This is a genomic window from Bradyrhizobium hipponense, from assembly GCF_008123965.1.
Classification (GTDB): Bacteria; Pseudomonadota; Alphaproteobacteria; order Rhizobiales; family Xanthobacteraceae; genus Bradyrhizobium; species Bradyrhizobium hipponense.
Window position 1 is genome coordinate 92,645 of the sequence record NZ_VSTH01000021.1, and the last position, 13,894, is coordinate 106,538.

The window sequence follows — 13,894 nt, forward strand, 5'->3', positions numbered from 1 at the left end:
GCAAAGGCGACCGGAGAAATCGGTCAGCAGATCCTTGCCATTCAGGCAGCGACCAAGGAATCTGTCGAATCGATCCGAGAGATCGGTGCGACGATCGCCTCGGTCAACGAGATCACCACCACCGTCGCGGCGGCCGTAGAAGAACAAGGGTCGGCGACGGGCGAAATCGCGCGAAACGTACAAGAGGCCGCGCGCGGCACGCAGGAAGTTTCAAGCAACATCGGCGGCGTAAGCCAATCCGCGAGCGAGACCGGTCAAACCGCAGCCCAGCTCTTGGCAGCCGCCAACGAACTCTCGCAGCAGTCGGATACGCTGCGCTCCCAAGTTGAAGGCTTCTTCACCACCATACGGGCTGCCTAGGTTCGAAAGTAAATTCTGAGTCAGCTCGGGTTCTTGAATTTCGCACCCCGTACGTGTGCGGAGACGAGGTCTGTTCCGGGGCATTCGCGTCGATCTTGGCATGTCCGCGACACCTCCGGTTGGGGGGCAACTCGGAAATGCGAGTTGTCCGGATTCGCCGGTTGAAGGCATCGGTTTGGACGTGATGCTGCCGTTCTGACTACCCAGTTGTCGGAAACGGCCACAAGCGAGATGCGCCCAAACAACTGGAGCATAAGAAGTCTGATGCTTGAGGCTGTCGAGCGCGAATCCCGCAAAAGCTGATAGGGACACTATAGGGACACTGACCAGCTAACCGTCTGACTTCTATATCACTTTTTTGCGCCACCTTCTCCCACAAGGGGAGAAGGAAGAAGCGATCACCCCTTCAACCGCTCCGCATGCCAGTGCAGATGGTCGCTCATGAAGGTCGAGATGAAATAATAGCTGTGGTCGTAGCCCGCCTGGCGCCGCAGCGTCAGCGGGATGCCGGCCTTGGTGCAGGCGGCTTCCAGCAGCTCCGGCCGCAACTGCTCCTTCAGGAAATTATCGGCCTCGCCTACATCGACGAGAAAGCCGGGAAACTTCGCACCGTCCTCGATCAGCGCCACCGTGTCATGGGTGCGCCATGTCTCCTTGTTGGGCCCGAGATAGCCAGTCAGCGCCTTGATGCCCCAAGGCACAAGCGACGGCGCGACGATCGGAGCAAACGCACTGGCGGCGCGATAGCGGTGCGGATTGCGCAGCGCCACCGTCAGCGCGCCGTGGCCGCCCATCGAATGGCCCATCACCGATTGGCGCCTGGCATCGACGGGAAAATTTTCTGCCACGAGTTTTGGCAATTCGTCAGTGACGTAGCTCCACATGCGGTAGTTGCGCGCAAACGGCGCCTGCGTCGCATCAACATAGAAGCCGGCCCCCAGGCCGAAATCATAGGCGTTGTTGGCATCGCCGGGCACGTCGGGTCCGCGCGGGCTGGTGTCGGGCGCGACGAAGATCAGGCCAAGCTCAGCGCAGGCGCGGCGGAATTCGCCCTTCTCGGTGACGTTGGCATGGGTGCAGGTGAGCCCGGAGAGATACCAGACCACAGGCAGCTTGGCGGCCTGCGCATGCGGCGGAACATAGACCGAGAACACCATGTCGGTTCCGGTCGCCTGGCTCGCATGGCGATACACGCCCTGCACGCCGCCATAGGATGTATTGGTCGAGACAGTCTGGATCGTCATGCCTTGGGCTCCATGGCATCTAACCACATCAACATTGCAACGCTTGTGTGACCGAATTTGTGCCGGCGCGCCAAGCCTGGTGTAAGGTCAGGCAACGCCGCTGTCGATCGCCAGCCGCACCAGCTCGACCGAGGTCTTGACCCCGAGCTTCTGGCGCATGAGCGAGGAGGTGTTGGCGACCGTCTTGTAGGACGATTGCACCAGCCACGCGATCTCGGACAGGCTCTTCCCCGCGCTGAGCAGCCGCAGGATCTCCATCTCGCGCGCGCTCAGCTTCGATAGCGGATTTTGTGCCAGTGTCGGTCCGGCGAAGGCGATGCTGCGGGCGATCGCGCTCGGCAGATAAGTGCCGCCGCCGCCGACGGTGCGGATCGCCTCGACGAGATCGTCGGGATCGCCGGTCTTCGAGACATAACCCTTGGCTCCGCATTCGATCGCGCGCGCGGCGAAAGCAGGATCGTCGTTCATGCTGAACATGATGATGCGGGCCTCGGGCGCGCGATCGAGGATGCGCCGCGCCAGCTCGAAGCCGGAAACGGTCGGCAGGTTGATGTCGATCACGCAGAGGTCGGGTCGCTCGACGATGAAGACGCATTCGCCGTCCTCGGCGTCGGCGGCCTCCAGGATCTCGATCGCGCCTTCGTCGGCCAGCACGGCGCGGCAGCCGGAGGCGACGATGGGATGGTCATCGACGATCAGAATGCGCATAGGCGTTCCCCGCAACAACATCCCGGCCTGTTTCGCGCCGCATGATGCCGGACGAGATCGATGCGCGGATATCGTGTCTCATGTCGGGCCATGCAACCCGGCCGGGATTGCTGTACGGTTTCGATTAGATATCGAGCGCTTCGGGTCTGTCAACGCCATCGCAAAGACTCGAGCAAATCCTTCGCGGGGCACGGGCAATTCCAATGTGGCAAAATCTATCCTTGCGCGGGCGCATCAACCTGCTGCTGGCGCTGCTGCTGGCGCTGGGGCTCGCCGTCAATATCGGCCGCCAGGTCGCGGAGGCGGGCCCGCGCGTGCAGGCCGAGGACCAGAGCGTGATCCGGCTCGCGCGCGAGTTCATTGAGATGATCGTTGCCGATCTCAACGAGGCGCCCGATCCCGATGCCAGGCTGAACCAGATCGCGCGCGATCTCAGCCGTCTGCGCCATGTCAGCATCGCGCTCAGGGATGCCAGCGGTAATCCGCTCACGCCGCCGCGGGCCGAGGAAGATGACGCTGCCCGTGCGCCGCCGCCCTGGTTCGTCAGCCTGGTTCATCCCGAGCAGACCGCGGTCAGCGTGCCGCTCTCGATCCACGGCAAGCCCGGCTCGCTCGTCATCACCTCGCACCCCAATGACGAGATCGCCGAGATCTGGGACGGCATCGTGACCCAGCTCGAGGTCGGATCAGTGATCGCGATCGCGCTGTTCCTGGTGATGATGACGGTGGTCGGCCGTGCGCTCGGGCCGCTCCAGTCCTTGGCGGAGGTGATGGCCGAGCTCGAAGGCGGGCGCTATGAGGCGCGGGTCGTGCCGGGCGGCGCACCCGAGCTTTCAGCGATTTGCACCAGGCTCAATCATCTGGCGGCGACGCTGGGGGAAGCGATCGAGGACAAGCGGCGCCTTGCCGAGCGTAACGTGTCGCTCCAGGACCTGGAGCGCAAGGAGATCGCCCGCGAGCTCCACGACGAGTTCGGGCCGTATCTGTTCTCGCTGCGCGCGCATGCCAGCGCGCTGGCCAAGCAGGCGGACGGGCGCGTCCCAAGTGCGGACGCGGTGCGAAAACACGGCAGCGCCATGCTGGAGCAGATCAACGCGCTGCAGCAGTTCAACCGCCGCGTGCTGGAGCGGCTGCGGCCGGTCGGCCTCGCCGAGCTCGGCCTGCGCCAGGCGCTGGAATCGCTGTCGCGGCTGTGGCGCGAGTCGCATCCCGATGTCGCGATCGAGACATCGATCTCGCCCGCGCTCGGGCCAACCGGGGAAACCGCCGACCTCACCATCTACCGCACCGTGCAGGAAGCGCTCACCAACGTGTTCCGCCACGCCGGCGCGACCTCGGTCAACGTCGTGATCGAACCGGTCGAACAGCCCGGGCGCGACGGCCGCAGCTGCGCCCGGGTGCGGGTCAGCGATAATGGCCGCGGCATGGACCTGGGCCAGACGCTCGGCTTCGGCCTCGTCGGCATGCGCGAGCGGATTCTGGCGCTGGGCGGTTCGCTCAGCGTCGCCTCCAGCGAGGGCGGGTTGACCGTGGAAGCCCTGGTTCCGACGGCATCGGCCTGACCCGCGCGGAAGGGAAGCGGGAAGAATTCCCGATTTTGTCGGGAAAACGGGCGCCGAGATCGCCCGACCTTTTACGGCTGGCGCATGCACGGTGGCCGACTACACTCGTCCCAAGCAAACGGCAAAGTGGCCGCAAAAAACAGACGAACGTGGTTGCGGATGGGACTGCAGGGATGGGCGCGCGAAGGCTGTTGATTGTCTCGGTATCGACGGGGCTGGCGTCTGGAATTGTGCTCGGGACGGAGGCGCGGGCCGCGCAGGACGAAGAGACCAACGTTCAAAACCTGCCGGCAATCGAAGTGGTGGCGCCACGGCAGGCCCCGAGGCGTGCGCCATCGCGAGCGCCGGTACGCTCTGCGAGCACCGCAAAGCCCAGCAACAGGCTGTACGTCTACCCGACATCGCCAGGCACCGGCAGAGGCATCGAGGTCGACAAGGTTCCCTCGGCGATCAACGCCGTCGATGCCAATCAGATCAAGCGCACGGGCTCGCTCAACGTCACCGACGCGCTGCGCGACAACATCGCCGGAATCAACATCAGTGAGGTCACCGGCAATCCGTTTCAGCCGGATATCGAATTCCGCGGCTTTGTCGCCTCGCCCGTGACGGGCGCGCCGCAGGGCCTTGCCATCTACCAGAACGGCGTCCGCATCAATGAAGCCTTCTCCGACGCCGTCAACTGGGACCTGATCCCGACCGCCGCGATCAGGTCGGTGACGCTCGTGACCAACAATCCAGCCTTCGGCCTCAATGCGCTGGGCGGCGCGATCAATCTACAAATGAAGGACGGCTTCACATACCAGGGCGCCGAGATCGACATGATGGGCGGCTCGTTCGGCCGTATCCAGGGCTCGGCGCAGTGGGGCAAGCAGGTCGACAAGAACTACGGCGTCTACGCCGCACTCGAAGGCCTGCACGACAACGGCTTCCGCAATTTCTCGCAATCGGACGTGCGGCGCTTCTACGGCGATGTCGGCTACAAGGCCGGCGACAGCGAATTCCATGTCAACATGGGCGCTGCCAAGAACGATTTCGGCGCCAATGCCACCGTTCCCGCCGAGTTGCTCGATAAATATTGGGGCGCGACCTACACGACGCCGCAGACCACCTCCAACCGCGTCGGTTATCTCAACCTCACTGGCAAGGCCGATGCGACGCCGACCTGGACGCTCGAAGGCACGGCGCATCTGCGCCGCTACGAGCAGAAGCTCGTCGATGGCAATCCGACAAACGTGCAGGAATGCGCCATTGCCGGGCTCTTGTGCTTCGGCGACGATACGACGCCGGCCAATGGCACGAACGGCATGCAGCTTGCCAATCCTTTCGCGTCGGGGACCATCCTCGGGGAGATCGACCGGAGCTCGATACGTTCGACCACCTTCGGCGTATCAGGACAGGCCACCAACACCGGTCAATTGCTCAGCCACGACAACCGCTTCGTGATGGGCTCAACCTATGACGCCAGCATCACGCGCTATGACGCGACGGCCGAAATCGGCTCCATCGCAGAAAACTACGTCGTCAGCGGCAGCGGCGTCTTCTTAGGTCCGACTGGCACGCCGGTCCCCGTTGCCGGCCCCGTCTCGCTGCGCACCGTCAACCAATATAATGGCCTGTATGCGATGGACACGTTCAACGTCACGGATGCCTTCGCCGTGACGGGCGGCGGCCGTTTCAACGTGGCGCGCATCTCGCTGCAGGATCAGCTCGGCACCGCGCTCAACGGCGATCACAGCTTCACCCGCTTCAATCCGGTGATCGGCGGCACCTACAAGATCACGCCGGAGCTGACGGCCTATGCCGGCTATTCCGAGGCCAACCGCGTGCCGACGCCGCTCGAGCTCGGCTGCGCCGATCCCGTCAGGCCCTGCCTCCTCGCGGCGTTCCTAGTCTCGGACCCGCCGCTGAATCAAGTCGTGTCAAAGACCGTCGAGGCCGGCTTCCGCGGCACCAAGGAGCTCAACATCGGCTCCCTCGGATGGAAGGTCGGCGCGTTCCGCGCCACCAATTACGACGACATTGCCGCCGTTCCCGCGGTCGGACGCACCGGCTTCGGCTACTTCACGAACGTCGGCAGAACGCGGCGTCAGGGGCTCGAGGCCGAGGTCAACCTCAAGTCGCCCACACTTCAGTTCCAGGCGAGCTATGCGTTCGTCGACGCACGCTACCTCGATGCGTTCGAGCTCGGCTCTGAAAGCCCGTTCAGGAATCCCGTCACCGAGACCATTCAGGTACTGCCCGGCGACCAGATCCCCGCGATCCCGCGCCATCGCGTCAAGCTCGGCATCGACTATGCCGTAACCGACGTCTGGAAGGTCGGCGGCAACGCGATCTTCGTTTCCAGCCAGTATCTGGTCGGCGACGAGTCCAACCAATACACGAAGCTGCCGTCCTACACCGTGTTCAATCTCCACACCTCCTATCAGGTCACCAAGAACTTTCAGCTCTACGGCCGCGTCGACAACGTCTTCGACAGGCGTTATGCGACCTATGGGCAGTTCTTCGACAGGGGCGCGTTGCCCAACTTCGCCAACGGCGGCGTCGACTTCAGCGACCCGCGCTCGCTGAGCCCGGCGCGGCCCCGCGCGTTCTACGCGGGGATGCGGGTGACGTTCTGAAGCGGGATGAAGCTTTGTTGAATCGAGAATGAAGTCATCGAATACACCGCTCGTGGGCTGGTGTGTGGATTCGCGCAGTGCAACCACTTGTCCGGGTACGGAGCGAGGCGGGAGGCCCTAGCCTCAGGCGGTCATCGATGCGGTCACCCGCGCCGGAGCTTCTGCAACCAAGGCCGCCGCTGGGACGTTATCCGGAAATGTGGTAGTCCTACAAGGAAGCAGGCTTTTGCTCTCCGACCGGCAGCGGATATGTCCTCGTCCGATGGTACAGGTGCAACCAGTGACGCAGCCCGCCGACAGCGGAGAAGGAGCAACACCTTACTGCTGATCCTGGCAGTTGGATTCTTCATTTTTGGTGCCGCGGCGGGCGCACTGTATTACGTGTTGGGGCCGGTCACTCTCCGGATTGCGGTCGGACCGCCGGGAAGTGACGATCACAAAGTTATTCAAGCGGCGGCCGAGGCCTTCGCCAGCGAAAGCCGGACACTCAGGCTCTCTCTGATCACGACCGACGGTGCGGTCGAAGCTCTCGGCCTGCTTGGTGCCGGGAAAGCCCACCTTGCGGTCGGTCGTGGCGATCTCGAAATGCCGGCCGACGCGCAGACCGTCGCCATCGTGCGCAAGAACTTCGTTGTGCTGTGGTCACCTTCCGGACTTGCGGGCAAGAACTCCAAAAGAAAGCCGGCAGCGAAAATCAAGGAGATCGCCGATCTAGCAGGGCACAGGGTCGGCGTGATCGGCCGGACGCCGGCGAACGCTGCGTTGCTGCGGGTCATCCTGAGCGCCTGCGGAGTGGAGGCGGACAAGGTCGCGATTACGCAATTTGGCACGGACCAGATCGAGCAACTAGCGCGCGACCCCACCCTCGATGCATTCATCGCGGTCGGTCCGCTCGACAGCAAGATCACCTCTGACGCCATCGCAGCAACGGCCCGGGCGCGAGGCGATCCCAAGTTTCTTGCGATAGACGCGTCAGAAGCGATCGCCCTGAAACACCCCCGTTATGAATCCGAAGAAATCCCGCCCAGCGTCTTCAATACGAATCCGGCTTGGCCGGACGACAAGGTCGAGACGGTCAGCGTCAGCCACCTGATCATGGCGCAAAAGACCCTGTCTGAAACGACGGTAGCGGCATTTTTCCGGCAACTGCTCGCCGTCCGTCAGGTGATTGTCCGGCGGGTGCCCGGCGTTGCGCACATCACCAAGCCGGACACCGACAAGGACGCCGAATTGCCGGTGCATCGCGGAGCGGCAGCCGTCATCGACGGCACCGAGCGTACCTTTCTCGACAGGTACGGCGATTACTTCTGGTTTGCTCTGCTGCTTCTCTCCGGGGTTGGTTCGGTCGCGGCCTGGCTGCGTCACTATTTGAATCGGGATGAAAGGGATGAAAACACCGGTCATCGCAACAGAATCCAGGCCATGGTTTCCGGGGTACGGACCGCGGAATCCAACCAGCAACTCCTGGCAATGCAACGCGAGGTCGACGCGATCATAAGTGAAACGCTCGAATGTTATGATGACGGCGCCATCGAGGAAGAGGAGCTGGCGGCCTTTGGTCTGGTGCTCGACCTGTTCAATCACGCCGTCGTAGAGAGGCGCGCGACATTGCAAGCGGGCCCGCCCGAACCGGTCCGCGGCGCGGCAGCAGGCCGCGGCCTCACGTGACGTCACGATGTGAAACATCACCCGCGATCGCGCCGACACGTGCGGACGACCCTCGGGGGATGTTCCAGGCGGAGCCTAAGCGTGATGTCGCCAATGTGAGAAATACGCTCTTGCCTATTGCGCGGTCCAGCCGCCATCGACTGAGATTGTCGTGCCGGTGATCTGGTCGGCAACGGCCGAGCACAAGAACGCAACAGTGCCACCGAGCTGCTCCGGAGAGGCGAAGTCCAGCGATGGCTGTTTCTCCGCGAGAAGCTCCCCGGTCGCCTCCTTCCGGCTAATGCCCTTCTCCGCCGCGATGTCGTCGATCTGCTTCTCCACAAGCGGCGTGCGCACCCAGCCGGGACAGACCGCGTTGCAGGTGATGCCGCTCCCGGCGGTTTCGAGGCCCACCACCTTGGTGAGGCCGACGAGGCCGTGCTTGGCCGCGACATAGGCTGCCTTGTGGGTGGATGCGACGAGCCCATGCGCGGAGGCGATATTGATGATGCGACCCCAGCGCTGCTTCTTCATCTGGGGCACGGCGGAAGCGATGCCGTGAAATGCGGCAGAGAGATTGATGTCGAGAATGGCCTTCCACTTGGCGGGCGGGAACTCCTCGACTGGTGCGGTGAACTGGATGCCGGCATTATTGACGAGGATGTCGAGCCGTCCGAATCGTCCGATCGTCGCCTCGATCATTCTGCGCACGGCGTCTCCATCCGACACGTCGGCGCCGTCATATTCGACGCGCACACCGTTCTCGCCATCGATGCCGCTTCGGATTTTCTCGATCTCGCTCGAGTCGCCAAAGCCGTTCAGGACGATATTGGCGCCGAGCTTGGCCAGCTCTCGGGCGATCCCAAGGCCGATGCCGCTGGTCGATCCGGTGACGATCGCCACCTTGCCTTTCAACATGACAAATTCCTTTCGATGATGGTTGGAGACGAAGTCAATCGCGGCGGTGGACGTCGTGGGTGACGATGCCGAGTTCGGGCGGTGGCGGCTCCAGGCGCCGGCCATCGGCAAGCGTGCGGCGGATGTCGTCCAGTCCGCTCTGCCAATGCGCGCGCATCGCCTTCCGTCCGAACTCGTAGTCCTTGGAGTGACCCTCGTAGAGCTTGGACTGGTAGATCAGGTGGATGATGTTGTGGGAGCGGTGGCGGGCAAGATCGGCGATGGCGCGCATCTCCGGATCGTTCCTCGCGGCTTCGGGCAATTTGTCCATCGTCCGCTGCAGCGCCTGCCGCATCTTCTGCATGCGTAGCGCCTGGTCCGTGACAGCACGCGTGCGGCTGGAATATTGAATGTCCTTTTGCCGGCTCGACACTTCCATCATGTCGTAGGGGACGCGGCCCTTGGCTGACCAGAGGTCGACCTGAAACGTCAGGGTGTCCTGCCCGTCACCGGACAGCACGCGGGAGAGGGGCGTATTGGAGACCACGCCGCCATCCCAATAATGCTCGGAGTCGATTTCGACGGCGGGGAACCCGGGCGGCAGTGCGCCCGAAGCCATGAAATGTTTCGGACCCAACCGGCGCTCGGCGGTGTCGAAATAGGTGAGGTTGCCGGTGCGGACGTTGACCGCGCCGACGCTGACTCGCACTTCACCTGAGTTCAGCCGGTCAAAGTCGACGAGCCGTTCCAAGGTCCGGTGCAACGGCGCGGTATCGTAGAAGCTGGTCGCAGCGTCACCCGTGAAGGGCGACCATAGTGGCGACGGGAAACGCGGCTTGAAGAAGCCGGGTTGCCCCTGATACAGGGCTCGCATCGCCGCAAGCGTGTTGTGCAGCGAGTTGAAGTCGAACGCGAAGGGTAGCGCATTTGCCAATCCCTCGCCGACGGGCCATTCCACTGGCGTCGCGCAGATCGTCTCCCAGAACTCGCGCAGGCGCGCGACGCGCTCGTCCTCCGGCGAGCCGGCAATGATGGCGGCGTTGAGGGCGCCAATCGAAATGCCCGCCAGCCAGTTCGGCCGGATGCCGGCCTCGTGGAGACCTTCATAGACTCCGGCCTGGTAGGCGCCGAGCGCGCCACCGCCCTGGAGCACCAGCGCAACGACATCGTAGGGAAGCGGATTCGTCCGTTGCGCAGAATCGACGTATTCGCGCGTCACGTTCAACATGGCCAATACTCCTTGCATGGCGGCCGATCCGGTCAACCGGCGTGTGTTTCGATCTGCATTTCAGGTTCGGCCCCGCGCCGTCGCGCTACTGCAGGCCGCTCCAGATAGTCGTGCACGACGGTGCCGAGTCCGAGCGTGAGGTCCGCAACGACGTGCTTGGCCGAGAGCACTTGAAGCACCGGCAGCTCGGCGACGGGAGCGAGTGCATGCGAGTAGAGGTCGAGTGCAGCCGGCCCGGTCCATGCACCCTTCACGGTGATATCTTCGAGATGGAAGCGCACCAGTTCGCAGATGCGCGCCGTGCCGTCGACATGCGGGATGATCTTGAGCAGGAAGTTCGGCGCGGCGAGCTTTTGCGCTTCGCCCGAAGCGTCGAGGGCGCGGTGCTTGTAGCCCATGGTGCCCGTCGCGATGCGCACGGAACCGTAGTCAAGCGTTCCGACCAGCGTGTCGGTCTCGACGGCGAGTTTCGGCTGCGCCAGCTTCTTCGGAAAGCCCCACAGTTCGCGACCGCCTGCGATCGGCGGATGATCATTGAGATACATCTGATGAACGAAACTGCCGACCTGGCCGCGGAAGGACACCGGGATGACCTGGCCGCTTTCGGTGTAATCGCCGAAGCCGGTGGAGTCGGGCATGCGGATGAACTCGTAGTTCACCACAGGCTCGGTCAGCTCCAGGGGCTCCGGCACGATCCGGCGCAGCGCATCGGGATCGGTCCGGTACTGGATAATGAAGTATTCGCGGTTGACGAATCGATAGGGCCCAGACGGGAAGGCTGGGTTCGTCAGCGGCATGGCGAACGCGTTTGCGCGCACAGTCGCGTGTTTCATCGGGGTCGAGCTCCAGATTTGATGGATGGTGAGCGGGCCGCCATTTCTGCGTGAAAAGCGCGGCCCGGATCGCGTCAGGCGCTACAGTTTGGTGACTTGCTCCGGATCGGCCGAGGCGAGCGCGGCGGCACGCTCGGGCTTGGGTGGATAGATCCAGACCCTGTTGATCTCCTGCTTCGTCTTCTTGGCGACGTCGCCGACCATCTCCACCTTGCGCTCCCAGCCGCGCGTGAACACTGCGCCGGCTTCGCCGAGGTCGAGGCAGGTGACATAGGCCTTCTGGTGGTAGGGCCTGGTCGGCACGCCCAGCAGCTCGGCCGCGGCGTTGTTGCCGGCAAAGGCGCCCATCCGCGTGGCGTGCTGGCACGACATCAGCGCGTAGTTGCCCTCGTCGTCGCAGGCGGCACGGGCTGCATCGCCGGTGGCGAAGACGCCCTGGACGCCCTGCACGCGCAAACAGCGATCGACCAGCAGACGGCCGAAATTGTCGCGCTCGGCTGAGATTTGCGCGGTCAGGGGGGCTGCACGAATGCCGGCCGCCCAGATCACGGTCTCCGCTTCGATGTGCTCGCCGTTTGAAAGCGTGACGCCGGACTTGTCCAGCGAGGCGACGCCGGCGCCGACCCGGGTTTCCACGCCCACCTTCCGCAGGGCTTCCTCGATGACGGGGCGCGGGCCTTCGCCCATATCGGGGGCGATCGCCGGGTTGCGTTCGACGATGATGACGCGCGGCTTGGCGTTCTTGCCGAGGATCGCGCGCAGCCGCGTGGGCATTTCAGTCGCCGCCTCGATTCCGGTGAAGCCGCCGCCTGCGACGACGACGGTGTCGCGGCCGTTCGCGGGCGGCCGCTTGGCCAGGCCATGCAAATGCTTGTCGAGGGCAACCGCATCATCGAGCGAGTCGACGCTGAAACCGTGTTCGGCTAGGCCGGGAATGCTGGGACGGAACAGCCGGCTGCCGGTGGCCACCACAAGGCGATCGTAGGAGAGGGTCTTTCGCGTGCCTTTGTTGGTGGCGATCTGCACCATCCGAGACTTGGTATCCACCGTCTCGGCGCTGCCTTGCACGTAGACGACATCGATGGAGTTGAGGACATCGAGAAGGGGCGCGGTCAGGGTTTCGGGTTTCGGCTCGTAGAGCCGCGGGCGAACCACCAGCGTCGGCTCGGGCGCAACCAGCGCGATCTCGAGCTCTTCGGGCGAAACGCCCTTGATGTCGCGCAGGCGTGCTGCGGAAAGGGCGGCGTACATGCCGGCGAAGCCGGCGCCGATGATGACTAGTCGCATTGATGTTCTCCTCTGGTTGGTCTTCTCGGGCACAGGCGCGTTGCCGCTGCCGCATCCGAGCTGCGGCAAGCCTTGTTGCGATCGGCAACGACGCGAAGGGGTGAAACGAAATCGCCGGCTCTTAAGGGACGATGCAGCCGGCTGGCGGTGAGCTTGGCGGCCACCCCTTGCGAAGGAGGATCGGCTGCAGGGACTGCTGGCCCCAGTCCTGATAGGGCAGGCGCGCGCTATCCCTGGCCACGACTGAAATCAGCGAGTGCGCGCGTTGCGCGGATTGCGGCGGAATTTCTACCTCTTCCCCCGCGGCCGAAGTGAATCGGACCGCCAGCGAAAGCCCATACACGACGGCGGTCGCGAGGCCCCTTCGGGGTAACGTGATTGCCAGCCGGCTGACGAAGTTCTTTCCAAACATCCTGTGTCTCCGTCGGTTGGATTGGACATGATGATGGTCTAACTGATCCAAGCTGCCTTTGCGCCAGAGCGATTGCCGTCGCTATAGAGTGATTGCTGCTAACGCATGCGCCTTCGCCAATCGCTCGGGGTCTCGCCGGTCAGCTTCCTGAATGCCGCAGCGAAGGCGGTCTGGGAGGAGTAGCCAAGCGCGGCGGCGATTAAGAGGATCGAATCGTCGGTGTCACGCAGCATCTTCATGGCCTGCTCAAGTCGGTGCTGTCGCAGCCAGGCATGCGGCGAGAGCCCGGTACTCTCCTTGAAGGCGCGGCAGAAGTGGAAACGCGACAAAGCGGCATCCGATGCCAGCGCCGAGAGTGAGATATCCGCGTCAGCATCCGAGCGCAGGCGTTCGATGGCGCGAGCAAGTATCCTGGGCGACAGTCCGCCGATGACCGGCCTGGATTTTGGAGGCGAGCCGGCGTACGACGAGAGAAGACGCGTGGCGAGAAGATCCGTCAGTTGATGCCTGAACAGCGAGTCCAGCGCCGCGCTGCCTTCCAGTGCGTCGGCCGCACTCAGCAGCAATCGAGATGTAACGGGGTCGGGATGCGCAGTCCGCTCCACAAGGTCGCCCGGCGCGGTCGTGCCCGCTTCAGCGGCGACGCGCACGAGCGTTGACTGCGGAAGGTAGAGCTGAACGACATTCAGAGGCTGGTAAATGTCCCATCGTGAGCTCGAGCCGGCCGGAATGACCGTCACGGTCCCACCTCGCGCCGTTCCAGTCACAAATTCTTTCCCGGAGCGCCGCTCGAACCGCGCTGGCCCTTCGGGGAAAGCCATGATCACGTGATCGGCCATGGGACCAACGATGTCGTGCAGCGGATCATGCCTCCAAAAAGTGATCGCACCGCTGGATGGATCCGACGCTACGCTCACGGGCCGCGTCTTGAGCACGCGCATCATTTCCGCATCCGCATGAGGGTGTTCGCCCGGTTGCAGATCGCGCGCATGGGTTTGCGGAGTGTCGGGCCGATCCTGAGGAGGCTGGTGCCGGATAGGCTTGCAGCTCATAGACGTGTCCTCGCCATCGAAAAGGACCTCGTTGCTCAGAAGCGCT

At 63.7% G+C, this 13,894-nt stretch carries 11 protein-coding genes and 1 pseudogene; 4 read left to right on the forward strand and 8 right to left on the reverse strand.

What is annotated here, in order from left to right; genetic code table 11:
- A pseudogene (locus FXV83_RS42530) lies at positions 1-360 on the forward strand (methyl-accepting chemotaxis protein); the annotation flags it as partial.
- Positions 361-758: 398 nt separating this feature from the next.
- On the opposite strand, the gene fghA reads toward FXV83_RS42530, so the two are convergent.
- Both fghA and FXV83_RS07785 read right to left on the reverse strand, forming a co-directional pair.
- The gene (fghA, locus tag FXV83_RS07780) at positions 759-1,604 is read right to left on the reverse strand and encodes an S-formylglutathione hydrolase (protein ID WP_148738601.1); all 846 of its coding nucleotides are present in this window, start codon (positions 1,602-1,604) and stop codon (positions 759-761) included.
- An 87-nt stretch (positions 1,605-1,691) separates the two neighbouring features.
- Entirely contained in the window at positions 1,692-2,312 is a 621-nt protein-coding gene (locus FXV83_RS07785) for a response regulator (protein ID WP_187435739.1), read from the reverse strand.
- A 203-nt stretch (positions 2,313-2,515) separates the two neighbouring features.
- Between FXV83_RS07785 and FXV83_RS07790 the strand changes: the two genes are divergently transcribed.
- From FXV83_RS07790 to FXV83_RS07800, 3 genes are all read left to right on the forward strand, one after another.
- Entirely contained in the window at positions 2,516-3,874 is a 1,359-nt protein-coding gene (locus FXV83_RS07790) for a histidine kinase (RefSeq protein WP_148738603.1), read from the forward strand.
- Positions 3,875-4,047: 173 nt separating this feature from the next.
- The gene (locus FXV83_RS07795) at positions 4,048-6,492 is read left to right on the forward strand and encodes a TonB-dependent receptor (protein WP_148738604.1); all 2,445 of its coding nucleotides are present in this window, start codon (positions 4,048-4,050) and stop codon (positions 6,490-6,492) included.
- Positions 6,493-6,741: 249 nt separating this feature from the next.
- Positions 6,742-8,160 (forward strand): TAXI family TRAP transporter solute-binding subunit, encoded by a 1,419-nt coding sequence (locus FXV83_RS07800; RefSeq protein WP_148738605.1) that lies wholly within the window; start codon positions 6,742-6,744, stop codon positions 8,158-8,160.
- Between the two features lie 114 nt (positions 8,161-8,274).
- On the opposite strand, the gene FXV83_RS07805 is transcribed toward FXV83_RS07800, so the two are convergent.
- From FXV83_RS07805 to FXV83_RS07830, 6 genes are all read right to left on the reverse strand, one after another.
- Positions 8,275-9,057, reverse strand: coding sequence for a 3-hydroxybutyrate dehydrogenase (locus FXV83_RS07805; protein ID WP_148738606.1), 783 nt, complete (start codon positions 9,055-9,057; stop codon positions 8,275-8,277).
- Positions 9,058-9,091: 34 nt separating this feature from the next.
- The gene (locus tag FXV83_RS07810; RefSeq protein WP_148738607.1) at positions 9,092-10,264 is read right to left on the reverse strand and encodes a DUF3734 domain-containing protein; all 1,173 of its coding nucleotides are present in this window, start codon (positions 10,262-10,264) and stop codon (positions 9,092-9,094) included.
- A gap of 32 nt (positions 10,265-10,296) precedes the next feature.
- The gene (locus tag FXV83_RS07815) at positions 10,297-11,097 is read right to left on the reverse strand and encodes an acetoacetate decarboxylase (protein WP_148738608.1); all 801 of its coding nucleotides are present in this window, start codon (positions 11,095-11,097) and stop codon (positions 10,297-10,299) included.
- Positions 11,098-11,178: 81 nt separating this feature from the next.
- On the reverse strand, positions 11,179-12,384 hold the full coding sequence (locus FXV83_RS07820; protein ID WP_148738609.1) for an NAD(P)/FAD-dependent oxidoreductase: 1,206 nt from the start codon (positions 12,382-12,384) through the stop codon (positions 11,179-11,181).
- A 121-nt stretch (positions 12,385-12,505) separates the two neighbouring features.
- Positions 12,506-12,796, reverse strand: coding sequence for a hypothetical protein (locus FXV83_RS07825; protein ID WP_148738610.1), 291 nt, complete (start codon positions 12,794-12,796; stop codon positions 12,506-12,508).
- Positions 12,797-12,894: 98 nt separating this feature from the next.
- Positions 12,895-13,848 (reverse strand): helix-turn-helix transcriptional regulator, encoded by a 954-nt coding sequence (locus tag FXV83_RS07830; protein WP_148738611.1) that lies wholly within the window; start codon positions 13,846-13,848, stop codon positions 12,895-12,897.
- Between the last annotated feature and the right edge of the window lie 46 nt (positions 13,849-13,894).